12 protein-coding genes and 1 pseudogene are annotated in these 26,034 nt (G+C 63.7%); 5 read left to right on the forward strand and 8 right to left on the reverse strand.

Annotated features, from left to right (window positions below):
- Position 1: 1 nt before the first annotated feature.
- The gene (locus P0Y59_14315) at positions 2–11,047 is read right to left on the reverse strand and encodes a LysM peptidoglycan-binding domain-containing protein (GenBank protein WEJ98121.1); all 11,046 of its coding nucleotides are present in this window, start codon (positions 11,045–11,047) and stop codon (positions 2–4) included.
- 393 nt (positions 11,048–11,440) lie between these two features.
- Here P0Y59_14315 and P0Y59_14320 point away from each other — a divergent pair, with 393 nt between their 5' ends.
- The gene (locus P0Y59_14320) at positions 11,441–11,797 is read left to right on the forward strand and encodes an SgcJ/EcaC family oxidoreductase (protein ID WEK02583.1); all 357 of its coding nucleotides are present in this window, start codon (positions 11,441–11,443) and stop codon (positions 11,795–11,797) included.
- A gap of 87 nt (positions 11,798–11,884) precedes the next feature.
- On the opposite strand, the pseudogene P0Y59_14325 reads toward P0Y59_14320, so the two are convergent.
- The 5 genes and pseudogenes from P0Y59_14325 to P0Y59_14345 form a co-directional block, all read right to left on the reverse strand.
- Positions 11,885–13,279, reverse strand: a pseudogene (locus P0Y59_14325) (erythromycin esterase family protein).
- Complete coding sequence (locus tag P0Y59_14330) at positions 13,192–14,832, reverse strand: serine hydrolase (GenBank protein WEJ98122.1); 1,641 nt, start codon at positions 14,830–14,832, stop codon at positions 13,192–13,194. Before P0Y59_14330 ends, P0Y59_14325 begins: the two are co-directional and overlap by 88 nt.
- Positions 14,832–15,854, reverse strand: a complete 1,023-nt coding sequence (locus P0Y59_14335) for a DUF1611 domain-containing protein (GenBank protein WEK02584.1) — start codon at positions 15,852–15,854, stop codon at positions 14,832–14,834. The genes P0Y59_14330 and P0Y59_14335 overlap by 1 nt, the downstream gene beginning before the upstream one ends.
- A gap of 41 nt (positions 15,855–15,895) precedes the next feature.
- Entirely contained in the window at positions 15,896–17,416 is a 1,521-nt protein-coding gene (locus tag P0Y59_14340) for an amidohydrolase family protein (GenBank protein WEJ98123.1), read from the reverse strand.
- Between the two features lie 46 nt (positions 17,417–17,462).
- Positions 17,463–19,640, reverse strand: coding sequence for a TonB-dependent siderophore receptor (locus P0Y59_14345; protein ID WEJ98124.1), 2,178 nt, complete (start codon positions 19,638–19,640; stop codon positions 17,463–17,465).
- Positions 19,641–19,832: 192 nt separating this feature from the next.
- On the opposite strand from P0Y59_14345, the gene P0Y59_14350 reads away from it, so the two are divergent.
- Positions 19,833–20,780: a MurR/RpiR family transcriptional regulator gene (locus tag P0Y59_14350; protein WEJ98125.1), complete on the forward strand. Its 948-nt coding sequence runs from the start codon at positions 19,833–19,835 to the stop codon at positions 20,778–20,780.
- A 95-nt stretch (positions 20,781–20,875) separates the two neighbouring features.
- Here the strand turns inward: P0Y59_14350 and P0Y59_14355 are convergent, their stop codons facing one another.
- Positions 20,876–21,067, reverse strand: a complete 192-nt coding sequence (locus tag P0Y59_14355) for a hypothetical protein (GenBank protein ID WEJ98126.1) — start codon at positions 21,065–21,067, stop codon at positions 20,876–20,878.
- Between P0Y59_14355 and P0Y59_14360 the strand changes: the two genes are divergently transcribed.
- The 3 genes from P0Y59_14360 (at position 21,068) to P0Y59_14370 (ending at position 25,265) form a co-directional block, all read left to right on the forward strand.
- Positions 21,068–21,985, forward strand: coding sequence for a dipeptide epimerase (locus P0Y59_14360; GenBank protein WEJ98127.1), 918 nt, complete (start codon positions 21,068–21,070; stop codon positions 21,983–21,985).
- A gap of 34 nt (positions 21,986–22,019) precedes the next feature.
- On the forward strand, positions 22,020–23,633 hold the full coding sequence (locus P0Y59_14365) for a M28 family metallopeptidase (GenBank protein WEK02585.1): 1,614 nt from the start codon (positions 22,020–22,022) through the stop codon (positions 23,631–23,633).
- Between the two features lie 132 nt (positions 23,634–23,765).
- Positions 23,766–25,265 carry a DUF4403 family protein gene (locus P0Y59_14370; protein WEJ98128.1) on the forward strand — a complete coding sequence of 500 codons (1,500 nt, stop codon included), beginning with the start codon at positions 23,766–23,768 and terminating at the stop codon, positions 25,263–25,265.
- 138 nt (positions 25,266–25,403) lie between these two features.
- On the opposite strand, the gene P0Y59_14375 is transcribed toward P0Y59_14370, so the two are convergent.
- Entirely contained in the window at positions 25,404–25,988 is a 585-nt protein-coding gene (locus tag P0Y59_14375) for a hypothetical protein (GenBank protein ID WEJ98129.1), read from the reverse strand.
- Between the last annotated feature and the right edge of the window lie 46 nt (positions 25,989–26,034).

Consider the following 26,034-nt stretch of genomic DNA (forward strand, 5'->3'; position numbering starts at 1 on the left):
CTTACCTACCGCGCGGGACAGGGTCATACCCCGGCAAGCGAGCGTTGCGAGGGACCTGCGAGTTTAGATAGTTTTCCCAACCAACGCCATAATCTGGCCGGAACGCCGTCGCCTCACCTCTAGAGCCGCTGATCACAATCGTGCGGGTGCTCTCATCAAGGAAGTATTTTGTTCCATCAGAAGCATACCTCGTGGGCGTCGCTGGATTGCTCACAATGCCTTCCACAAAGTCCTGAAACTGCGCTTTGGTCCGGATGCCCAACGGAGCAAACTCGCCACCTGCAAGGTGCTTTGCGAGAGCATGTCCGTTCGCCACTTCCTCCGCGAGAAGTTGGGGACCGAGACGCGCCCCATTCGCAACGCTACTGGCACCTACATTCTCTGCGGCCCCTTCGTTCCAAAGCGTGTATCCTCCGATGCTGAATGTGCGTTGATCGACAACGATTCCACTGGCACCTCCAATGCTGAGCCTGCCCGTTCCAGCATAGATACCCTCCGTTCCTCCAATCGAAATGCCACCATTGCCAAGATATATTCCGCCTCGCCCTCCAATGGTGATCGCATCGTTGCCAAGGTAAATACCATCACTTCCGCCTAGGGATAAACTTTCCGCACTGATCACGAGGCCACCCGAGCCTCCTATTGTCAGCGCCCCTCCCACGTAAGCTATTCCCAGAAAACTTGCCGATCCGGCAATACCGGCAGCCACGTCCGGAGCATTGCTCGGCAAAATAGAATCCCAATATGAGCTTCTATTGTATAGATTTGTTAACGCCTTGTCCTTCTGCCCTAAAGTCAAATCCTTTCTACTATTGATGGATTTTGTCACACCTTGAGTCTGAGCAGCATTCTCCTCTCTCGTTTGTGGTCTGCGGTTGGTGTAACCAATATTTTCGAGCAACCCGATATTGTGAGTTGGGGAATACGTACCGGAGACACTGACGCGTGACCGGCGCGCGGTAACAACGACATCGTCAGGCTGCGCATCCACTTCGGTTGCGGCCGGGCTGGAGATGGCCGCTGTCTGGCTACCGGCCGCTCCAATCGGTGCGTTGGCGCTCTTCTGTGCTTCGGCGAGCAACACTTTCTCGCCTGCTGATTGCTTACGGCCCCCGGCGACCTGGCGCGCCACCAAGTTACCGATGGTACTGCCGATCACATCCGGCAGCGCCGCCAATATATTGTCGCCAAAGCTCGATCCGTCGAGCAGGCTCCGCGTGGCAGCACCAGCCAGTGCGCCAGCGGCGCCGGACACTATGCGCCCCTCGAAGCCGCCCAAGTTGATTGCACTCGAAACACCGCCGACCATCCCGCCAACCGCGACGCCGACGAAATCGAACTTCGACTGCAATTTCGTCGCAACGCCGATCCCCTGGGTTATCACGCTGCTGAGCACGCCGCGCGCGGCACCACTCACGAAGCCGCCTCTCCCCAGGAAATTGCCGACCTTCCCGAGCGCGGAGAGAGCTTCGCCGGCTTTCGCCGCTTCCGTCGCCCCTCTTGCAAACTCTCCGATCCCACCGCCAACCGCTCCGGCGATCGCGCCCAGCGCGACCCCCTTCCAGCTGAAGCTATCCTGGATCCCGGTCGCCACCCCAACCACCTGGCTCGCGATGCTGCCCGCCGCACCGGCGACGGCGCCCGCGGCGATCCCGCCCAGAATTGTGGTGCTGGCACTGGTCAGCGCGCCATAGGTCACCGCGCTCACCGCGATCGCGATTGCCACAAGCAGAATCTGCCCGAACACGCCGCATTTGTTCTTGTTCGCAGCCTGGGGCTTGGGCGTGGTGGGGGATGTATCGCCGTACGCGTCGCTCGGGTCGTAGGGCTTGAACGTCGAACTGCTGTTGCCGTTCTTCGACACACCGCCCGGAAGAGTCAGCGTCTGGCCCTCGACCAGCGTGCTGGCGGCGTTCAGCCCGTTGGCCTCGGCGATCTTGTACCACAGGCTCGCATCGCCCCAGACCTGCGCCGCGATGCTCGACAGCGTGTCGCCAGTACGCACGGTGTAGCTGCCGCCCGAGCTGCCCTGCTGGAAGCTGTTCACCGGCGTCAGCCGCGTGTTGAAATCTCCGAACGACGCCCCAGCGGTCGCGCCGAACCGGAACGAGCCGGTGCTCGTGCCCGAAAAGGGAGTCCGCTCGCGATCCACCAGCGAGCCTGCATAGCTGCTGTCATACGTGCTGTTGTTGCCGTTGAACCCGATCTGCCGGCCATTGAACCGGTACCACACTTCATGCGGGTCGCCGCCGATCTTTGTGTTGCCGCTGTTCTTGGATTCGTCCCGGCGGATCACCTGGCCAAGCACGTCGCTCTTCACCGTGATCGTGCGCGGCTGGCCATCAGCCACGATCGCCGAGGTGAACACGCCCGAGCCGCTGTAATAATAGCTCGTGGTGAAGCTCGTCCCCGGCTGGCCCGTGTCGGGCGTATAGACCACGCTCGACTGGACCGCCCCTTCGTACCAGGCATAGCTGCTCACCGTGCTCGATACCGGCATCGTCCGGTAGACGCCGTTCTCGATCGCGAAACCGCTCGTCGTGCTCGAGGTGATCGCCCCCAGCGCATAGTCGGCCGTGCCGTCGCCATAGCTGTTGGTCACCGTCGTCGTGTAGGTGCCCGTGGTCCCGTAATAGACGCTCTTCTGGAGCTGCGTCGTCTGCTGCGTCGCGATCCGCCCCTTCGAATCATAGGTCTGCCGATTGTCGTAGATCACCGTCCCGGCCGCGTTCGTGTCGGCCTGGTGGAGCAGCCGGCCGAGCGCATCATAGCTGTAGCTGCCGCCACCCACGGAACGGTCGATCGCCCCGCTGGCGACGACGGTGCCGTCACCCTGATCCTCATAACCGCTTTCGGCAATCGCCGCGCTGATCAGGTTGCCTGCATTGTCGTAGCTATAGGTTTCCTGCCGCTGGCCGAAGAAATTGACCTGCCGGTACTCATAGTCGCCGGTCACGCCGGGATCCATCGGCATCGGCTCGTGATGCCCCGACCCGGGGTCATAGTCCGGATACCATACCCAGGTCTGGGCGTAGCCGATCATATAGTCGTCCGACAGCACCGTGCGGCGCTGGCCGGCCGCGTCATAGGCCAGGCTGACTCCCTTCGCGCCGCGTACGACCACGCCCCCCGACAATGCCCCACGGTCGGTCACGACCCGGTTCATCGAATCATAGTCGTACCAGAAATGCTCCGGGCCCGTCGCCGTCGCCGAGGCATTGCCATAGCTGTCGAGCACGCGATACGTCTGGCTGAGGTGCCGGATATTGCCGGACGCGTCATAACTCCATGTCACGCTTGCCGCCGGCGCGGTGCCGTTGCCGGCTTCCGCCCAGCTGGTCATCCGGCCAAGCGCGTCATAGGTGGCACTGGCATTCTGCGTCACCGCGCCGCCGATCGTCGCATATTCGGTCAGCTTGTTGCTGTTTTCATTGTAGCTGTAATCGGCATGCGCTGTTTCGTAGAAGACCGAGCCGTACATCGTGCCGGTCGAGATCGAGGCGGCCAGCCCGGTGTTGAGATAGGTGTAACGCTGCACCTCGGCGCCCGACCGTTCGATCAGCCGGCCGCCGCTGTCATAGGTGAAGGCGGTGACCCGGCCACCCATGTCGGTGTGGGAAACCATATGGTCGAAGCCGTCGCTGACATCCTCGGTCCATTTGCCATTGGCATAGGTGGTCCGCTGCGTAACGGCGCCGAAGGTTCCCAGGCCGGCCGTCGCCGTCGTGGCAGACCAGCTATAGGTCATCGTCGTCACGTCCCCTCCGAACGCGACGCTCGAGACGATGCGGCCCTGCACGTCATAATCGGTCTTCTCGACATCCGACGCGCCGAGGAACGAATTCCAGTGCCTGGTACGCTGGCCGAGCACGTCATAGTCGTAATTGTCGACCAGCCCGCCCGCATGGGTGACCTGGGTGAGCTGGCCGAGCTTGTTGTAGACATTGATGGTGTGGCGGTTGAGCTCGTCCGCTGCGTCCCGCAGATCGCCGAAGACGTCGTACACGTTGGTCCGCACACCGCCGTCGGAATGATATTCCTTCACGACCAGGGCATCCGTGCCGCCGAAACCGCTCCCGGCCAGCAACAGGCGCGATTTCCAGATGCCGGACGGATTCGCCATGCTGTTCGCATCGCGCGTCCCGATCAGCCGGCCGGACCGGTCATAGGCATAGCCTTCCGTCGGCGCGATCGTCGTGAACGAGCCGTGGGTGGTTTCGTAACCGACCCCGGCGTGCTGGACAGCAGTGGTGCGGCCCATCGTGTTGTAGCTGTAGCTCGTCGTTGAGCCCCGCGCATCGGTTTCAGTCAGCACTTCGCCAAACGCGTTGTACGTGCGTTCCGTCATGAGGTCGGCCGTCGTGGCCGTGCCGGTGGCTCCGCTGTTCAACTGGCGCTGGGGCTGGATCGCCGAGGTCGCCTGGTTGCGCGCATCGTAGACGGTGACGGTGGCGTTGATGCCGTCGATATAGACGCTGCCAAGGCTGTTCTCATTGCCATTGGTGGCGATCCCCAGCACATCCCCGATGCTGGCGCGGTCGACCAGGTCACCCCAGGCCCTGGCCGCATCCTCAAGCGTCAGCGTCCGGTTGCCGTTCGCGTCATAGACATAATAGCGCCAGACACCGTCGCCGGCGCTGCTCTTCCACAGATGCCCTGCATCGTCATACGCATATTGTTCCTGGACGACGGCAGTTCCGCTGCCAAAGCCCATAAGGCCGCGGCTGACGACTTCGCCATAAGCATTGTAGCTCAGGGTGGTCACGTCGCCCGCGTCGGTGAAGACACCCGAACTGACCGTGCCATATGCCTGGCGGATCAAGTTGCCGGCGGCGTCATATTGATAGGACAGCCCCTCATGCAGCGTCGTCAGGTCGGACCTCACGCGCTCATAGCTTTCGCCGGTCTTCCGGCCGGCCAGATCGTAATAGTAACGATGCGGGTTGCCCCCGGCATCGACCGTGCCGGTCAGGCGACCGCCCCAATACTCAGAGGTGGTGATGCGGTCCGCGCCGTTGTCGGCGCTCGCGCCGCCCTGCTGGGTGCGGGTGAGATCGCCCAGGCCGTTATAGAAATACCGCACCGTCGGCGTGAGCGACGGACTGGACGGATCGGCGATACGGCTTTCGACGATCAGCCGGCCACCCTCGTCATAGGTATAGGTGATGGTCGGGGTCGAGCCGCCATTGTCGACCGCTTCCGTCTTGGTGCGGACCTGGCCGAGGGCGTTATAGCTATAGGCGATGTCCGAGCTGCTGATGGTCGACGCGAGAGTGCCGGTCGACTGGCTGGTGAGCATATAATATTCGACATCGGTGCGCTGCTCGGTAAGCCGCCGGCCATTCCTGTCATAAGTGAAGTTGGTCACCCGGTCGGCGGCATTGGCAGACACCGTCGGCGGGGCGGCGATGGCGATCGCCTCGCTCGCAGCGTTGGCATGGCGGCGTTCGTTCAGGACATTGCCTTCGGCGTCGAACGTCCAGCTGGTGAGATAATTGTTCTGGTCGACCTGGGCGGTCTTGCGATCGAGCTTGTCGAACCAGGACCAGATGACGCCGCCATTGCCGTCGGTGGTCGTGACGACGTTGCCGCCTGCATCATATTGGTAGCTGACCGTCACAGTCGTCGCTGCGGAGGTGACATAGACACCCGAGACCCAGCTGCCGGTCCGGACATTGTCGATGACGGTCGATGTCAGGTGGCCCAGCTTGTCGAAATTGCTGGTGGTCTGGCGATAGGTGCCGGCGGGTACCGAAGGGGGCGTACCTCCGGCCGCCGGCAACGAGGCCAGTTGCACGGCATAGACACGGGTGACCTGGGTGCTGCCGGCGCCGGTGACGTCGCCATAGCTTATGGTCGAATAGGTGCCCGTTGCCCCGATCTGGACGGTGATCCGGTCGAGCTTGTCGTAATAGAACAGGGTGCGGGCGCCCATCGCGTCCGTTTTCTGGATGACGTTGCCGCGCGCGTCATATTGCGCGGAAACGACCGTCCCGACCACCCCGCTGCTGGTGGCATTCGCGGTCGTGCCGTGGGTTTCGACAAGGCGGTCCAGACGATCATGGACGTAGATGGTGGTGCGCTCTTCGGCGAGGCCCGCGGCCTCGACCATGCTGGTGCGGTTGCCGCGCGAATCATACCCATAGCTGTTGGTGACGGTCGTCGCCTGGACGGTGCCGTCGGACTTCACCGAAGAGACCGGCAGGGTTTCCGAGAGCAGAAGGCCTCGTTTATCGTAGGCATAGCTCGTCGTGTACAGCGCGGCGTTGCCGGCCCCGGCGACGCTGGCGAGCTTGTTGACGACCGTCGCGCGTTGGCCGAGCGCGGTGTAGGTATATTGCTCGTAATAACCGAGCGCGTCTGTCGACCGGGTAATGCGGCCCATGCGATCATATTGGAAGCTGGTCGTTGCATCCCTCCCGGCGTCCGCCGTGACTGTCGGGAGCGTCGTGGTGCTGGCCGGGTTGTCGGCCCTGTTGGCGCGGCGGGTGACCGAGATCGCCTCGCCCCGCGCATTGTAGGTCGTTTCGGTGACATAATCTTCGGCGTCACGCGTTGCGACGACCTGGCCGCGACGATTGTAATAGCTGTAGCTGGTCGCGTCCTTGAGCGCGTCGGGAGTATAGCCGGGCAGGGTCGCGACATCGCCGGCGCCGGTCGCCTTGTTGGCACGGCGCGTGATCGACACGATGTTGCCGGCGGCGTCATACGCCATCTCGGTGACATAGCCCTCCGCGTTGCGGGTGGTCGTTACCTGGCCGCGCCGGTTGTAATAGGTGAAGCTCGTCGCATCCCTGCTCGCGTCGGCGGCATAGACCGGCAGCGTCGCGGGGTCGGCGGTGTTGGTCGCCCTGTTCGCGCGACGGGTGACCGACACCGTCTGGCCGAACGCGTCATACGCGATCTCGGTGACATAGCTTTCAGCGTCGCGCGTCGTGGTGACCCGGCCGAGCCTGTCATAATAGGCGTAACTGGTCGCGTCGCTGGCAGGGTCAGCCACATAGACCGGCGGCGTCGTGGCGTCGGCGGGATTGGTCGCCTTGTTCGCGCGCCTCGTGGTCGAGGCGACCTCGCCAAAGTTGGTATAGCTATATTCGGTGACATAGTCCTCGGCGTCGCGGGTCGCCGCGACCTGGCCGAGGATCGTGTAATAAATGTAGCTGGTCGCATCGCGGGCGGGATCGGCGACATACGCCGGCAGCGTCGGGACCGACGCGGCATTGGTCGCCCTGTTGGCACGCCGTGTGACCGAGGCGACGTCGCCGAACGCATTATAGGTCGTCTCGGTGACATAGTTTTCGGCGTCACGGGTGGAGACGACCCGGCCGAGCCTGTCGTAATAATTGTAGCTGGCGTTGCCCAGCGCATCGGTGACCGAGACGGCATTGCCGAGACCATCATAGGCGAACCGGGTGGTCGCCTCATCGGCTGTCCCATACGCATCATGTCGCGCGATCACCCGCCCGGCATTGTCATATTCGTAGAGGGTCTGGACCTGGTCGGCGGTACCGTTTGCCCGATAGGTCGAATTCAGCGTGCCGTTGGCATTATAGGTATAGGTCGTGAGGACACCCTCGCCATCGCTGGTCCAGGCGACCCGGCCGTCATTGTCATAGGCGGTGGAGGTGGTGGCGAAGCTGCCGGTGGCGAGCGCCTGGACGTCGGCGATCGTGGTCGCGTCGGTCGCGGCGATCGGGCTATCCCACCGCCTGGTCGTGACGGCGCGGCCTTCGGCGTCATAGTCGATCCAGGAGACATACCCCTCGGCATCGACCGTGTAGCGCAGCTCGCCACGCGCCGTGTAATAGCTGCGGGTGACCCGGTCCGCCGCGGCGCTGGCATTGGCCGTCTGCCAGGCCGTCATCGTCGCGAGATCGGGCAAGGTCGAAGTCGGACGGCTGGCCGCGAACCGGACGGCCTTGGTGACCTGGCCGAGATTGTCGTAGCTGTATCCCGTAACCGCGCCGGTGGCGTCGATCGCATAGGCCAGCCGGTTCGAGGCGTCATAGACCGCCCAGCTCTTGCGGTTGTCTGGGTTCCCGGCGAGCGCCGCCACCGCCGCCTTGACCGTCGTGATCCGGTAGTCAGCCAGCACGCCGATCGTGCCGGCATAGTGGATCGTCTGCCGCACGACGCCAATGGCCCCGCCGGCGACACCCGAATCATAGACATATTCGGTGACGTGGTTCAGCCCGTCGATCTGGAACCGGAGATGGCTCTGCGCGTCATAGACATAACGCATGATCCGGTCGGCCGGGTTGGCGACGGCTGTGACGGATGCGACCAGCGCATTGAAACTACCCGTCGCGCGAAGACCAGCAGTAGTGATGGTCGCATAGCCGGTCTCGGAAACCTTGCGTCCGACATTGTCGTAGGTGATCCGGCTGAGATAGCCTTCGCCATCGAGCACGCCGATCAGCAGCCCGGCCTTGTCGTAGAAGTTGCGCGCCACGCTGTCGCGTGCAGCATCGGCGACCGGCAGTACCATCGCCGTCGGCAGCGTCGCCCTGATCGAAGCGACCTGGGTCGCGTCCAGCTTGTTGGCGTAGCGGGTCGTGCCGATCAGGCGGCTCTCGCCGTCATATTGATAGGTGGTGACGCCGCCATCGCCGTCGATCTTCTCGATCACCCGCCCCCCGGCGTCATAGACCGTCCAGGTCCACAGATCGAGGGTGGTCGCATCCGGGCGAAGCGCTGACATTTCCGGCGTCTTGGTTACGTCGGACAGGTCGTCGAACAGGGTGCCGGTGACCGGAATATTGTAGCGGACTGTCGCGACCAGGCGACTGTCCGCATCATAGCGATATTCGATCAGATTGCCGTAATGGTCGACATCGGCGATCTTCCGGCCGGTCTTGTCATAGACGCTATACGCCTTGTGGCCCGTCGCGTCGGTGGTGACGCGCAGCTGGCCGCGCTGGTCATAGGCATAGGTGGCGGTGCCGCCGGTCACGTTGCTGCCGGAATCGGTGAACGATATCAGCTCGTCGGCCTTGTTGTAGACCGAAGTCTGGACATAGCCATTGGTGAGCGTGACGATCGTCTGCTGGGCTGAATCGTTGAACGCGAAGCTGGTCGTGTTGCCGTTGAGGTCGGTCGACGCGATGACGCGGCCAAGCCCGTCATACACGAACGTCTCGATGCCGAGGCCCGTCGTTGTCCGGCTGAGCAACTGCCCCGCCTGGTCATAGACGTAATCCGTGTGGGCATAGGGCGCAGTTAAATCAGGAGAACCATTGCCAATGACCAGTGCGGTAGAAAACTCTCTCTTGAATCTTGTATTTCCTCTCGCATCGGGCAAATCTCTTAATATTACCGTACCACTTCTATCTGGAATCCCCTTGAACCAAGCATTCATCAAATCTACTGCGATTGATTCCGATGAATTCAATGAAGAGATATCATAAAAAGCATCATTCATGAAGCATTCGCCGAACAATCTGCCGAATGTATCTCGCGTATAGTACGTTACTCTTCCTTCAGGGTTGATATAATATGCCAAACTTCCAAATGAAAGATTACCCACTATGTCATTATATACATAACGACTGGTGTGGCTGACGATCGCCCCGCTGGCGTCCGATCCGGTGCGCGTCTCGGTCAGCACTTCGTTCCTCGCAGTATAGGTGCGCGTAACGACATTGCCGAGCCGATCGGTCGCGGTCAGGACATTGCCCGAACCGTCATAGGTAAAGGTCGCCGCAACCCCGAGCGGGTCGATGACGGAGGAAACATTGCCGCTGCCGGCGGCGGTATAGGTGAACTGCGTCACCTGCGCCGCCGCTCCGGCAAAGGCCGGCGGCGCCGTGATCTTCGCCAGCGAATCGTCCGCATTATAGTCGAGCCGGGTCACCTGCCCGAGCGAGTCGGTGATGGTCGTATAACCGGCGAAATAGGCGATCGTCGTGGTGCGGGCGACCCCGGCCGCCACCGCCTGGCTGAAGGTCGAGACCCGGCCTGATCCGTCGTAAAGGATGTCGATCTGCGAACCATCGGTCTGGCTGATCGAGGCGACGCGCTTCGACGAACCATCATAGGTGTAGGTCGTGACATAGGTGGCGCCGTCGGCGATGCTGTTGTCGTTCGGCGTCAGGTCAACGGTCACCGTCGCCAGCCGGTTCGATCCGTCATAGCCGTAACGGGTGCGAGTGAGCGTCTTGGCGACGCTTGTCACAAGATCGGTATAGCCGGTCACGATCTGCGTGATGTTCACGCCCGACCAGACATATTCCTCATAGTCGCCATTGTGCGTGGTCACGCGGCTGAGGTTCGCGCCGCTATAGGAGAAGCTCAGCTTCTGTCCGCGGATGGTGGCCAGTTCCGTGACCCTCCAGCTCGCACCATTGTTGCTATAGACCTGGGTGAGCGGGCTGCCGCTGTTCGACCACGTCCACACGCCACCCGAATAGGCGAGATTGTCGGTGCTCGCCGTGCCAGCACTGACAATGTATTTAGAAGTCGCCGAGTCCCAGCTGTAGGTACTGCTCGTGCCGTCGGCCAGCACCCGCTTGATCGTGCTGCCCGCGGTGTTGACCGTACCGGTCAGCCCATAGACACCGTGCGCCGCGTATTTCTCGGTGTCCCACGTGTCGCCGTCGGTCCAGGTCCATACCCCGCTCGCATAGCTCAGCTTGTCATAGGCTCCCGCGCCCTCGGCCGTCCAATAGGCAGCAACCCCGCCGATCGTCTGCCAGGTATAGGCGATCTCCGATCCATCCCCCGAGACCCGCTTGACCGTGCTGCCCGTCGTGTTGACCGTACCGGTCAGCCCGTAGACACGACGGTCAGTGCTCTGGCGCCAGTTGTCGCCATTGTCGTCCGACATGTCGCCGAGGCTGTTATAGGTCCGCGCAATCTCCGAATCCTGGCCGACCCCGACCAGGAAATCATCGCGCTGGCTGATCAGCAGGTTACCGGTCGCCGCGTTCAGCGACACCTGCTCATTGTTCCGCCCGATCGATCCCGAGCCGAGCAGGCCCGAGGACCCGAGCATCGTCCGCGACCCACGCTCGAAGCCAGCGCCAAGCCCGGTGAAAATGGAAACCATGGAATCCCCCGCCCAAAGCCAACGGAAATGACGGTTGTCGTGGCTTTAGAAGGCGATCAGGAAATCCCGGCGATTATTTAGGAGTTTTTTTCCCTCAGTCCGAATGTATCTATAATATATTGAAATATAACGATATTAACATCACCTCTTCAAAGAACCGGGAAGAATCTGGCGCCCAGTATCCCGGATGATCGCCGCGTGGTTTAGGCTATGTGGTGTCCGGAAAAAGGTGCCCCGCAGCCCGGAATGGGCGAATCTCGCGGGACACGATATGATCGCTTCCCGGACCAGCATGGCGCACGGGCAATATCATGAGGGCGAGGCATGACGGATCACAACGCGGAACCGGCGGACGTCACCATAGGCTTCCAGGAAGCGTGGAACACGCATGACATGGAGGCTTTTGGCCAGTTGTTCCATCCCGACGCGACGTTCGTGAACCGGTTCGGGACCTATTGGCGCGGGGTCGACCGGATCGTTGCTGGCCATGCCCATATTCACGCGACAATCTATCGCGATTCGACGCTTGCGATCGACGTGCCCGATATCGACCCCATCTCCGACGATGCGGCGATCTTGCATTTCTGGACGCGCCTCAGCGCCGGTGCCGCGCATCCGGCGGGGCCGCATCAGGTCGACACCCTGATCCTCGCGGTGGTGACCCGTCGCGATGGCGACTGGCGGATCAAGGCACTGGAGAATGTGACCCTGACCAATCCGATGACCGGGACCGCGATCCTGCGGCCCTGAGCCGCCGCCAGTACCGGAGATCCCGATAGTCTCGTTCAGCGTGCATCCACCGTCGCCTGGGGGGGGCAGCCTCGTAAAGAACCCAACGGCATCGAAGGCCGATCTCGGCGAGAGGACAAGCTCGGTCGTGAAATTGACGCGCATGGATTGATCCCGCGCGAGCCACTCCGCCGGAACGGGTGCGCGAATGGTGCGGATATCAAGCAGGAAATGCTCGAGCCCGGTTCCTGCCAGCGCCCTGTCGATGGTGCCAGACGGCCCTTCGCCAGGCGGAAGACCCGGGCCATTGGCTGCGGCCACCATGGGAATGATCCGCAACCGGTCGTGGAGAACGCCGCGCAGATGCTGCCCCATCGCCATCGGGGGATGCGCATAGACCGACCAGATGCCGCCCCGTAGCGGCGCATTCACGATGTGCCCGTTGTGCGCGAACAGCATGACCCGGCCGGATGCCCCTTCGCGTTCAAGCACCCAGCGCACATTGTCCGCCATGGCTGAATCGCGGACGGCATCGGATTTATAGTCTTCGCGCAGGAGCGTGTCGTCGGACGAGGCAGGACGGGAGACCCGGAACATCGCTTCCGCCTGGCCAGCAAGGATCGCGTTGCGCTTCGCCCAGGCGAAATCCTCCTCGCCGGATACCGCGATCAACCGTGTCTTTTCACGATCGAAGAAACGAACCAGCGCCGCAAGGGCCGATCGAAAGCGCGCCCGGCTGGCGGCGGGCAGCGCCGCGTAACCCGGCAGAGTGAAGTGGCTGAGAAAAGGGTCGATCGCGGCGGCGACATGCCTTGAGCGGTCGGGGGCCGTCGCCGCCAGATAACGGATGCTGTCGTCCAGGGTGATCCGTGCATTGCGCCATTCACCGCTGCGCTCGCCGCCGCTCATGTCGATGCCGTACAGGCGAATCTTCCGCCCATGCGCGCGATCCGCATTGTAGCGATGGATCCACTCGATCAGGTCGACATTCTCGGCGAAGCGACCGAAACCCCAACTCAGGCTGTCGCGAGCAAGGTGGCGGGGGTCACCCTGCCCGCCCGCCAGATAATCCTGAAGCCGGCGCGATTCATTGAGGCCGGATTCGACGGCGATCGCGGTAAATCCATGGCGCTCGACCAGATAGCGGAACAGGCAGTTGCGGAAGGCGAGCGGTTCGTGCGCGCCATGCGCCGGTTCGCCAAGGGCAACGACACGGGCGTCGCCAATGATCGAACTGGTTTTCCGCAGGAAATTCGGGTCGGATTGTTCAGTGCAGAACGGCAGGGTCACGGCATGTTCGCGCGCCCATTCAACAAAGGCCGCCGTCCCGGTGTCGGTGCCCGGTTGCGTCAGTGCCGGCGCCCGCGCGGAGACGAGCAGGATGCTTGCCGCGAGCAGCAGGAACCGGGCTGCAATCAAGGAAGTTCGATCCGGTAGAGCGGCATACCGCTCAGGATCAGTCGCTGAGCCTGCCCGGCAATGATCGTATCGAACCCAAGCCATTCCGGTGCGAAGACCGGCTCGGCGAAGCGGAACCGGCCCGGTCCCTCTTCAACCAAGGGCGTTGGCGGCGCGTTGGAATCCGCATAGGTCATCATCAACTGGCCGTTTCGAGCGAAGATCCGCACGCCCGGGCCTTCCTCGCCATGCGCCATGTAGCGCCCCACGAGCGAACGCCAGCCAGCCTGTGCAGGCTTGGGGACGGCACCGCCGCCCTGCCTCGCGTAGCTCGACACTCCCTCCGACACGTCAGTCACGACGCCTGTTCCGTCACGGAAGAAGAGGAAGGTCCGCGGCCCGCCGGGCGTCAGATAGGCACCCCAGACATCCCTGCCCAGGCGGTCCAGCGGCAGCATGCCTTCCCCCTGGCGGAGGGCCAGCCCGCCGGCCGGATCGGGCGCGAACACCAAAGTCTCGTCTTTGGCCCCGACGAAGCGCCCGGCGAAGCTGGCGGGAGGGGCGAACGATCGTGGTGCAACGGCGGAAGTCGCCTTCGGCCGCCCTCCCATGCCCTCGCTCAATCGGGCGATGACGCGGTCGCGCAAGGTCCGGTCGATCGGGCCGTTGCCAAGGAAGACGACCCCGACGCCATTGCCGAGATCGACATTGAGATAAGCCTCGAAGCCGGCGATCGACCCGCTGTGCGCGAGCACTTTCCCGCCTTCGAGCACGTCAATGCCATAGCCATAATCATCGAGCACCGGCGTCGCGAACCGATCGAAGGCCCGCGCCGAGATCAGGCGGCCGGAAGGTGTTTGCCCACGGCCGAGCAGCATGCGTGCGTAGCGGCTCATGTCGCCGACCGTTGAAGCGATTGCGCCGTCCGCTGCAAGATAAGGGAACCACGGCGCATCCCGCCGGCTGCCGTCGGGCGCGCGGACATAGCTTTTCGCGATGCGGCCAAGCAGCCGGTCGTCGATCTGGGGATCGGTATCGGTCATGCCGAGCCTGTCGAGGACTCGGCGCTTCAGGACGAGCGGATAGGGCTGCCCTTCGATCTGCTCGGTCGCATAGCCAAGCAGTTGATAGCCGGCGTTCGAATACCAGAAATGGGCGCCCGGCGGATAGCGCGGTTCCCAATCGTTGAGCGCTGAAGGAAGGAAACGCATTGACGCCAGCTGGGGCTGATAATTGGGCAGGCCCGACGTATGCGAAAGCAGCGCATGTCCGGTGATGGGCGAAAAGGCCGATCGCGGATGAAAATCGGGCAGGTAGCGGACGATCGGTGCGGCCGGATCGAACCGGCCTTCATCAGCCATTTGCAACAGCGTGATCGCGACGAAGGATTTGGAGATGGAGCCGATCGCAAAGCGCGTATCGGCCGTGACGGGGATATGTCGGTCGATATCCGCATCGCCATGAGTCGCCACCAGGCGCAATCGTTCGCGATCGGTGACGGCGACGGCGAGCCCCCATTTGTCGGGCACTGCCTCGACCATGGCGCGAACATCGGCGAGCGCCGCCTCGAAACGCGCGGGCTCCGTGGCATGCGACGCACCGGCAGGCAGCAGCACGCCGAACCCGAGCAGCAGCGAAAGGGCGACAAGCAAGCGCATCAGCCGATACATGCCTCTACCAGCCTGTCGAAATGCGGGCCAGGGCGCATCGGATCGGCAACCGGCAGCCCCCATTCGTCGGCACGGCGCGCGACGATAGCCGCAGCCTCGGCATCCGAAAGCCCCGCGGTGTTGAGGGATATACCGGCGCAGCGAACCTGCGGGCTGGTCAGTCGCGCAAGCTGGAGCGACAGCGCAATGGCGTCCCCGATCGACGGCAACGGATAGTCGGCAAGACCTACGATACGTTCGCGCCCATGAGCATGGCAGAGCACGAGGATGTCGGGCTGCGAGCCGTGCAGCAGCCCGAGCGACACACCGGCATAGGATGGGTGGAAGATCGACCCCTGCCCTTCGATCACATCCCAGTGATCGGGGTCCGCATCCGGGCTGAGCACCTCAGCCGCGCCCGCGACGAAATCACTGACCACTGAATCAATCGGAATTCCCGACCCGGCGATCATGATGCCGGTCTGCCCGGTCGCGCGGAAATCGGCGGCTAGGCCGCGTGCGCGGAATGCACCAGTGAGCGACAGGGCGGTATATTTCTTGCCCAATGCGCAATCGGTGCCGATCGTGAGCAGGCGCTTGCCCGTCCTGCGGCGCCCGGTGGCGACCGGCAGGCCGGGAGGAGGCGTGCGAACGTCGATCAACCGCCGCCCGAGCGCATCGGCAACGGACTTCAGGCGCGGGTCAGCGGAGAGCCGGTCGTGCGCACCGCTGACGATGTCCAGCCCCGCCTCGAGCGCATCGACCAGACAGGGAATCCAGGTAGGGCGGATCACGCCACCGATCGACGCGGCCGCAAGGACCACCGCCCGTGCGCCCGCGGCATAGGCTTCGCCGGGTTGCATCAGCGGTAGGCCAAGCGAAGCAAGGGCACCGTCGCATTTATATTCGGCGACGCACAGGTCCGGTGCCCAGTCACGCAGGCCGAGCCCGGTCTTCAGGAAGGCGGTATCATCAGCATCGCCGAGGAAAAGAAGATAGGGGCGCGGCAAATCGAGCGGCACCGTTCCCATCGGATATGTCGTGGCCGGGACAGCGGCATCGATCACGGCGCTCATTGCTTCAGCTCCGAACGAACCGGCCGGCCCGGCTGCACGTTCGACACCAGGGCACCGCCGTCGACCACCAGAACGCCGTTCACCATCACATAATGGAACCCCTCGGAATAGCGTGCGGCATCGCCATAGGTTGCCCGTTCGCCGACCTTGTCGGGATCGAACAACACAATGTCGGCATCAGCGCCTGCCTGGAGCCTGCCCTTGCGCCGCATCGACGGGACGAACGCCTCGAGCCGCTGTGCCGGCATCAGTGACATCCTGCGGATCGCTTCGCTCCAGTCGAGGACATGTGCCTCGCGCACATAATGGCCGAGCACGCGCGCGAACGTGCCCGCCGAGCGTGGATGGCCGTTGGAGCCGGTGATATTGCCACCGTCGCTTGCCACCATCACCAGCGAATCCCGCAGCAACGCCGTGATCGTCGCTTCGCTGTTCATATGCATGATCACACCGTCATCGCCGGTGCCGTTACGCAGCGCGTCGAAGTCAGCCTGGGTCAGCCTTTTGCCCGTGCTGCGCGACTGGAGATCGCCGACGCTGACCCCCCAGCGCTTTTCCCAGCCGGGATCGAAGATGACGCTGCGGATCGAATCCACCGAGCCGCCCCAGGGATAGATCTCGGTCGAAACGTCGACGCCATGCTCGCGCGCTGAGCGCATCAGCCCCACCATCAGCGGTGCCTTCGACATCGCCATGCTGTTGATGTGGACGATATGAACGCAGGCCCTGGTGATTGCTGCGTTGGCAATGTTTTCCTGCACCGATTCCAGGGTGCTGTCGGGCTCGACCAGACTGCCGTAGCGGACATGCGTAAAGACGCAGGTCCGCATCCTGCCGGCGACGCGCGTGACGTCCAGCATTTCCTCGTGCGTGATGCCGGGCGCATATTGCGTGCCGCTGCCGACCCCGATCGCCCCCTCGCGCAGCCCTTCCTCCAGCAACGGCGCGAGCTGGCCGTAAGCGGCGTCCGGAATGGGCTGCGCAATCTCCGGCCCAGCGAAGAACGCTTCCGGCTTGCGCAGGGCCTCAAGCCCTGCCGCGCCGCCGCCCTTCTGGAGATAGTAGCGGATCGGCGTGTGGCCGACGCTGGTGCCGTAGTTGAGAAGCTCGCGGCCCTGCCGTGCCTCGTACCAGGACCTGACCGGATAGGCGCCGATCTCGAGCTCAAGACGCGTGGTGACGCCGTCCCTTGCCTGATAGCCGGCGGTTTCCTGGTTGGTGGCATGCGAATGGAGATCGATGAAGCCGGGCGCGGCGATCAGCCCGCGCGCATCGATCGTGCGCCGCCCCTCGATCCGGGTGGCGGTCACCTCGGTTATGCGGTCGCCGTCGATCGCGATGTTGCGAATGGCGTCGAGCCCGGTTTCCGGATCGATCGCGCGCGCGCCGAGATAGACGACGTCGTGAACGGCCGCTTGCCGGGGCGCCCCCGCGGCAGCCGGCGGCACGAGCAGCGACGCCGCGGCGAGCATTGCGAAGCCGAAGCCATGGCCCTGGCGCACCATCATGAAACGCATTCTCCCATTCCATCCGCTTTTCGTGACATCGCGCTTGCGGCCGGGACTAGAAATCGGTCCGCACCGAGACGGTAAAACTGCGCGGCTCGCCAACGACGTTGCCGTAGAACAGCGTCTGGTAGTTGTTGATGTAATAGTGTTTGTCGAAGAGGTTCTTCAGGTTCAGCTGCAGCCGCCACCGGTCGAAACTGTACCCGGCCGAGGCATCCACCAGCGTGTAGGAAGACAGCTCGCGGGTCGAACCGTCGAACGCGGTCTTCACCGACCCGACGTACCGGACACCGCCACCCAGGAACAATCCGTTGTCGAGCGTGTAACTGGTGTAAACGCTCGCGGTCGTCCTTGGCAGGAAGGTGACTGTCTTGCCGACGAGCGCGGCATCGTCATCCTTGCGGATGGTGGGATCGAGCAGGCTGAGGCCGGCATTGACCTGCCAGCCCTTGCTGACCTGCCCCACCGCCTGGAGTTCCAGCCCGCGATGCCGTACCCTGCCGATCGCCGCGTAGCGATCGATCAGGTCGATCGTCTGGTCGTAGCGGGCCTGGTTCGCCTGCCCGATATCGAACAGCGCGCCGGTAAGGAGCAGGCGCCGGTCGGGCGACACATATTTGACGCCGATTTCATACTGCTCACCGGTGAGCGGCGGCAGCACGTTGCCGCGACTGTCGATGAAGAGCTGGGGCTGGAAGGATTCGCTGTAGGACGCGTAGAAATTGAGCCCCTTGATCGGCTCGAGCGTTGCCGCCAGCCGCAGGCTGACCTGGCTGTCACCGCTGAAGTCTTCCCGTGGCCGGGTGCCGGATTGCTTGCTGACGTCAGGCCTGGACCAGGAAACGCCCCCCAGCAGGGTGAGCGGTTCGGCGATCTTGATATTGGCCTGCCCGGACAGCGTCAGATAGCGCAGGCTGCGCGTCAGGCCGTAGGCGGACCCGGGATATTGGGCCGCATTGAGCTTGTTCTCGATCGCCCCGATTCCGTCGAAGATATTGGCCGTATCGTCGGGCAGGTCGGGGATCAGTCCGTTGGAATGGGTCTCGTAGTTCTGATAGTTCCCGGCCACCGTGACGAAGCTGCCGGCAAGACCCAGGTCGTCGAGCTTGTAGAGGCTGGAGAGGCCGGCGCTGAACGATTCCTGATCGTTCCTCGTGAACTTCTGGGCGGCGAGGAAGAAGTCGCCGTTCGGCTGGAGGCCGAAGCCGAAACCGGTCTGGCCGGTCGTGTTGTAGTACAGGTAATTGAGCTTCAGCGTCACCGACCAGCTTGACGACGCCTTCCAGCTCAACTCGCCGTTCACCCGCTTGACCTTGGTAACCAGGTTGAAGTCGCCCGAGCCGACGAAGAAGGAACGGCTGACCGGTGGCGACGATCCGTCCGGGAAGGTCGGGATGCCGTCGAAGGGCGTGCGCCGATATTGTTCGTAACCGCCATGGACATAGGCGGTCAGCGTATCGGTCACATCGGCATCCAGGCCGCCATACAGGACGGTCTTGTTCGAATCGATCCGCTTGATGAAGCTGCCCGCCTCTTCATGAGCCGCGACGCCGATCGCGCGGAGTGTCCCCGCTGCGTTCAGGGCGCCTGCGACTTGCCCCTCGACACGCCAGCGACCCCATGATCCGCCAAGCGCCTGGATGTAGGAAGGCGTGTTGGCATGAGCGCCCTTGGTCACCTGGTTGATGATACCGCCCGGATTCGCCGCGCCATAGACGACCGAGGTCGGCCCTTTCACGATTTCAAGCCGATCGAGCGTCGCAAAGTCGGGTTCGAAATCGAGCAGGCCGACATTCAGGCCATCGACGGCATTGCCCGCAGCGAAGCCGCGCAGCTTGACGGCCGACCCGAAGCCGCCCGGATTGCCGTCGAACAGCGCGCCGGGCGTATATTGGGCGACTTCTCCAAGGGTCTTGATATCGGTCGCCTTCAGGAAATCCTGGTTCACCAGGCTGATCGACTGGGGCACGTCCTCGATCGACAGGGGCAGGCCGGTCGTGCCGCTCGTGTCCTCGCTCAGATAACGATAGCCGGTCACGACGATGTCGGTGCTCGCCGCGGGCGCCTGGGTATCCTGGGCCTGGGCATCCTGAGCCTGGGTGGTCTGGGCCTGGGCGGTGCCGGCGCACAGCGCGATCTGCGCCACCATCCCGCCCGTCGCCAGTAACGGCTTCAGCCCGCGCGCTCGCGGCTTCGCGCTCATACCGCCAGGCTTTCCATCGAACATCTTCATCTCGCGCCCCTCGTCTTCGACCGAAATGGAAAAGCCGTCGCGACAACGCAGCCTGCGACACTCTCCCACGGCCCGGATCTCCCCCGGCTTTCGCGGATGAAGCGGCATGTGACACATTTCTGTCAACTGATAGTTTTAATGGAAAAACTAACAATCTAGTACTACATTCGCCTCACAATCGGAGGCGAAGAAATGAGTGAAGGTCGAACCGCCGGGGACAGCGAACAACCGTCGCCGCACCAGGCCATGCACGCGATACCCAATGTGCCGTTGCTGCGCAGGCTGCAGGCCGAAATCGACCGTTACTCAGCGGCGGAGCGCGCCATCGCCGCGTACATCCTCGCGCATTATGCGGTGCTCGGCTTCGAGACGGCGGATTCGCTGGCCGAGAAAGTCGGCGTGAGCGAGATCACGATCGGGCGGTTTGCCCGCAAGCTCGGCTACCGCAACTTCAAGGCGCTGAAGAACGAGCTGAAGGACAGCACCGAGGAAGCGCTGCCCTGGTTGATCGGTGATGAGTTCGCCGAGTTCACCGGGCAGCCAGGCGAGCATGACGGCAACTGCCAGCGCGAGATCAACGGGCTGCTGGCGGTCTATCGCCTGATGGAAACGCCGGCATGGACTGAGGCGGTCGCGCTGCTGGCACAGTCGCGGACGGTGCATGTCGCGGGTTTTCAGAGCGAGCGCGGGATCGCGATGCTGCTCGCCAACCGGCTGCAATATATGCGCGACGGCGTGCAGCTCGTTGATCTCGGCGCCGGCAATTATGCCGACGTGTTCGCGAGCGACAGGGAGGATCGCTGCCTCGTCCTGGTCGATGTCCGCCGCTACTCGCGCCAGGCCTATCTGATTGCCGAGCAGGCCAGTCAGCACGGCATCCCGTTGATCATGCTGACCGATATCTATTGCGACTGGGCGCCGCGTTTCACGCCGCATGTCATCGCCGTGCCGACGCAGACCGGCGCGTTCTGGAGTTCTCCGGTCGCGCTTGTCTGCGCAGTTCACCTGCTTTTGAACAATGTCGTCAAACTGATTGGCGCGGACGTGGAACTGCGGCTCGACAAGCTGACCCGCCTTCACAAGACATTCACCGGTTACGCAGGCCATCACCCGCCGCGGCCAAGGCGTCCCGCGTCCTAGCTGCCGATTCGCAAGTTGAGACAGTTTTTAGGTCTTACACTGTCATAGACAGAAAATCTGTCATCCCTTACTCCAATGCCATGGGAGAGCACGAATCATTCGAGGCGCCAGCGGCGCGGCATTGCCCGACCGTCGCGCAGGGAACCCGACCGATGCCATCGACGCCGGTTTTCAATATCGATGCCGCGCTTGCCCGGCTTGAAGCCTGCCGGCCCCGAATGGAGGTGCGTCGCGTCAAACTCTTGCTGCGCGAACCCTTCCGGATCAGCGACCATCAGTTCGAACATGTGGAAACGGTCATCGTCCGGCTGGAGGCGGACGGGCAGGTCGGCATGGGCGAGGCGGCCGGGGTGTTCTATCTGGGGGACGATCCCGACCGGATGATGCGCACGCTCCTGGAAGCAGAGCGCTGGATCGCGGACGGCCTCGATCACGCCGGCCTGGCCGCGCGATTGCCAGCCGGAGGCGCCCGCAACGCGCTCGACTGCGCGCTGTGGGACCTGCAGGCGCGCCGCGCGGGCCTGCCGGTCTGGCAACTGCTCGGCATGGCGCATCCGACGCCGCTGCTGACGACCTTCACCGTGGGGAATGACAGCCCGGCAGGGATGGCGACGAAGGCGCGGTCCTATCCTCACGCGCGCGCGATCAAGATCAAACTCAGCGGCGACGGGGACGACGCGGCCCGGATTCTCGCGGTCCGTTCGGCACGACCCGCCGCATGGCTGGGCGTCGACGCCAATCGCAGCCTGACGCCCGAGACTTTGCAGCAACTGGTGCCGACGCTGGTCGCGTCCGACGTACGACTTGTCGAACAGCCTTTCCCGGTCGGGCGTGACGAGCAACTGGCATCGATCGACCTGCCCGTCCCGCTCGCGGCCGACGAGAGCATTCAGGAACTGGCTGACATCGACCGGCTCGCCGGCCTGTATCAGGTCGTGAACATCAAGCTCGACAAATGCGGCGGGCTGACTGAGGCACTTCGCATGGTGGAACGCGCACGCGCGCTCGGGCTGGAGGTCATGGTCGGCAACATGATCGGAAGTTCGCTGGCGATGGCACCCGCCTATCTGGTCGGCCAGTTTTGCGACATCGTCGATCTCGATGGTCCGATCTTCCTCAAGGCCGACCGGACACCCGGCGTCACCTATCGCGACGGCTTCATCCAGTGCGAGGAACCGGTGTGGGGCGGAGGAGCGCGTTCGTGAGCAATCAAGGCTGGTCCAGGAGGGGAAAAAGATGATGCGCAACGTGAAATGGGCACTCCCCTGGCTGGCGCTTTTCCCGTCGTCGGTCCCTGCGGGAGCAGAGGGGCCGCCCCGCGCCGAGCGATGGTGGGGCGATATCGTGGAAATCGCCAGCGATGCGAACGAAGGACGCAGGACCGGATCGGCCGGTCATCTGCGCGCCGCCGACTATGTCGAGCGCCGGTTCCGCGAGATCGGGCTCGCCCCGGCCGGCGAACGAGGCAGCTTTCGCCAGCAGGTGCCGCTCGAGGAGCAGACCGTCGACTATGCGGCATCGAGCATCGAGCTCGTCGGCGCGAACGGCGCGCGCGTCCCCATAGCCCCGGGGCGTGACATGATCGTCGCCGCCTGGGGCGCGCCGCGCCCGGCAGCGGTCGATGCGCCGCTGGTCTTCCTCGGCTATGGCCTTCACCTGCCCCAACAGGGGCATGACGATTTCGCGGGCGTGGATCTTCGGGGCAAGATCGCCGTGGTCATCGCCGGCGGCCCCGCCACCATTCCGGCGCCGATCAAGGCGAGCAACAGAAGAGAGCGTGCACGATTGCTCGGGGAAGCAGGCGCGGTCGGCCTCATCACCCTTACGCCACCCGGGCAGATCGAGATCCCGTGGGAGCGCCAGGCTCTGCTCGCCCGGCAGGGCGACATGTATCTTGCCGACGCCGCGCTTCGCGACATGCCCGACGATTTCTTCCTCGCCAGCCTCGATCCGGCGGCGAGCGAGCGTTTCTTCGCCGATAGCGGCCACAGCTTCGCCGCGCTTGCCGCAGCCTCCGATACTTCAGCGCGCATGCCTGGCTTTGCCTTGCCGTTTCGGCTGAAGGCACGGCTTGTCACGCACCGACGCCGATTGACCTCACCCAACCTCGTCGCCCGGCTCGAAGGCACCGATCCCGAACTGGGCACGGAGCATGTCGTGCTTTCAGCGCATCTCGATCATGTCGGGATCGGCCCGGCGATCAACGGCGACGGCATCTACAACGGCGCGCTGGACGACGGATCGGGCGTGGCATCGGTCCTCGATCTGGCCCGGGTCCTCAGCGCCGGACCAAGGCCCAGGCGATCAGTCCTGTTCCTGATCGTCACGGCGGAGGAAGCCGGCCTGCTCGGCTCGACCTATTTCGCGCGACGGCCGACCATCTTGCCCAAGGATATCGTCGCCGATCTCAATTTCGATACGCTGCTGCCGCTATGGCCGCTGACGAGCATCCTGGCGCAGGGAGACCAGGAAAGCAGCCTGGGCGATGCGGCGCGCGCCGTCGCGGCCAGACGGGGCCTGACGCTGGTTCCCGATCCACTGCCCAACCGGAACAGCTTCGTTCGTACCGACCAATACAGCTTCGTGCGCGCCGGCATCCCCGCGCTCGCGCTCAAGTTCGGCTTCACCCCGGGCAGCGAAGCCTTCAGGCTTGAGCATGATTGGCGCGCCAACCGCTATCATGCGCCGAGCGACGACATTCATCAGCCCGGCGTGCTGCCCGCCGAAGCGATCCGTCTGGACGACTATGCCGCGGAACTCACGGCTGATATCGCCAACGCACCCTCTCGCCCCGGGTGGCGCGACGACAGCGTCTTCAAGCGCTTCGCGGCGCCCGAACCGGTCAGGCGATGAATGCCTCAACTGGTCCGGGCGGATGCGAGCACAGCGGCTCGAAGCGGCCCGGAAAGATGAAGCCGGATCCGAAGCGAGCATAGGCAGGCAGAATTTGCGCGTTTGCCGGCCGGGCGGCTATTCAAGGCCCGGATGACTGACTTCCGATCCTTTCGCGCCATCGCCGTCGGTGTCCTCGTCACCCTGCTCGCGGCATGTTCTCCCCCGGTCGGCAATCCCGCGCCGCCACGGGTCGTCACGCCGGCCGAATTGCCGCAGCGCAGTTCCACTATCGTGGTCCCGGTGTCAGCCCGACTGGCCGACCTGGAACGCGGGTTGAACGAACGCACGCCGAAAACCCTGTGGCGAATCGAAAAGCGCGGCCAGCTCTGCGTGCCGCCCAAGCGGGTCAAGCTGTTCGGCAAGAAGCTGAAGGTCACGCCCAGCCTGCATTGCGACATTGTCGGGCATGTGACGCGCGGGCGGATCAGGCTGAGCGGCCGCGGCGCGACGCTGCTCATCACCATGCCGGTAGCCGCCACGATCCGCGCGGAGAATGTCGGCGGCATCATCCGCCGGGAAACCGCGACCGGCAGCGCCATCGTGCGCGCGTCGGCGACGCTGTCGATCGACCGAAGATGGTCACCCACCGCCAAGGTGCGGATCGCCTATGACTGGACCGATCCGCCGGGCATCGATTTCCTGGGCCAGCGAATCAAGTTCGCCGGGAAAGCCGACGACAAGCTGGGGACAGTCATTGCCGGCCTGGAACGCGATCTGCCGAAGGAACTCGCGCGGATCGACCTGCGCAAGCGCCTCGACGGTGTCTGGCGGCAGGGTTTCACCTCAGTGATGCTCAACCGCGAGCGCCCGCCGGTGTGGATGCGCATCACGCCGCGCTCGCTTGGGTTCGGCGGCTATCGGATCGTTGGCGACCGGCTCGACATGACGCTTGCCGCCGAAGCGCTGACCGAGACCTTTGTCGGTGATCGTCCGGCCGATCCGGTGCCGACACCGTTGCCGCCGCCTTCCCGTCAGCCCGGGCCTCGCGGCCTGCGCTTCTTCATCCCCGTGCTGGCCGATTACGAACAGCTTCAGCCGGTCGTCGAGCGGGCATTGGCCAAGCTGGCGAAGAAGCGACAGATCGTCCTGACCGGGGTCGGCCCGGTCGACGCGACCTTCGGCAAGGTCACCATCTATGCGACCGACAACAATCACCTCGCGGTCGGCATCGTCGCCAGCGTGAAGGCGCGCAAGACCTCGCTCGTCGCGACGAAGGGAGAGATATGGCTGTCGGCCATTCCCTATAACGACGCCAATTCGCAACTGGTTCGGGTCAAGGACCTGCAGATCGCCGGCCGAACCGACAGCACCGGCGTCAACCTGCTGTTCGCCCTGTTCGAAAACAGCTCGGTGCGCGAAAGCATCCGGGAAGCACTCGTCCACGATTTCGTCGGCGACTATGAAAAAGTGCTGACCGCCGCGCGCGGCGCGATCGCGGAGCGGCGCGAGGGCGACTTCATCCTGTCAGCAGACGTCTCGCGCGTCGACAACGGCCTGATCAGGGCGACCGGCCAGGGCCTGTTCCTGCCGGTCGAAGCGCAGGGCGAGGCCCGCATCCTTTATCGCCCGCGCCGCGTCCGGGGATCGTGAATCGCCGAGCCAGCCCGTGTGCCGGGCGTCCCCGATATAGCCATGGAAGAACACCCCGACGCTGGCAGCCACCGTCGCATCGATCCGCGCCTCCGCGCGAACCTCTTTCCCGTCACCGTGACTGGCGTGAATCCGGCCTCAGGCCCGCACAAAGGCGGTATGAGCGAGATATTTTCTCCGGTCGCCACGTGGCGGCAGGTCATATCGCTCAAGCAATGCCTTGAAGGCTTGCGCGAGTTCACGCGCTTCAGGTTCGGTCAGATGGAGATTGCGCCACAATTCAGCGGCCATCGACGCGCTGCCACTGTCCTTGACCACCTGCATGCGCGGCCCGGAACCGTCGTGGGAATAGAGAATACCCTGCAGGGTACCGGCGGTATTGCGTTCGAGCGCTTCCCGCATCTGGCGGGCGACCGGATTGTCGAGGAGCGACCCCGCCAGATCCGCCGGGACGAAATATGTCGACGCGCTCGCCCGGTAGAATGTGATCGCCCTGCCCGCCCGGGCTTCGCGCCGGCTGACCTGTGCCAGCCCCAGCCGCACGAATTTGGAAACATGGCGATGAAGCAGGTTGAGCGGCGTATCGGAGACGGCTGCGAGGTCCGAAAGCGACCTTTCCTGCGCTACGAGCGCGAGAAGGATATGACGCTGGCGCAGATTGGCGAATACGCCGGCGGCTTCACGGTTCCCCACGGTCAGTCGGGCATCGACAGGATCGGACATGTCCTGACTTTCCAAATTTTCACATCAGCTTCAATCGAAGATATTT

It is taken from the genome of Candidatus Sphingomonas phytovorans (assembly GCA_029202385.1).
Lineage (GTDB): Bacteria > Pseudomonadota > Alphaproteobacteria > Sphingomonadales > Sphingomonadaceae > Sphingomonas > Sphingomonas phytovorans.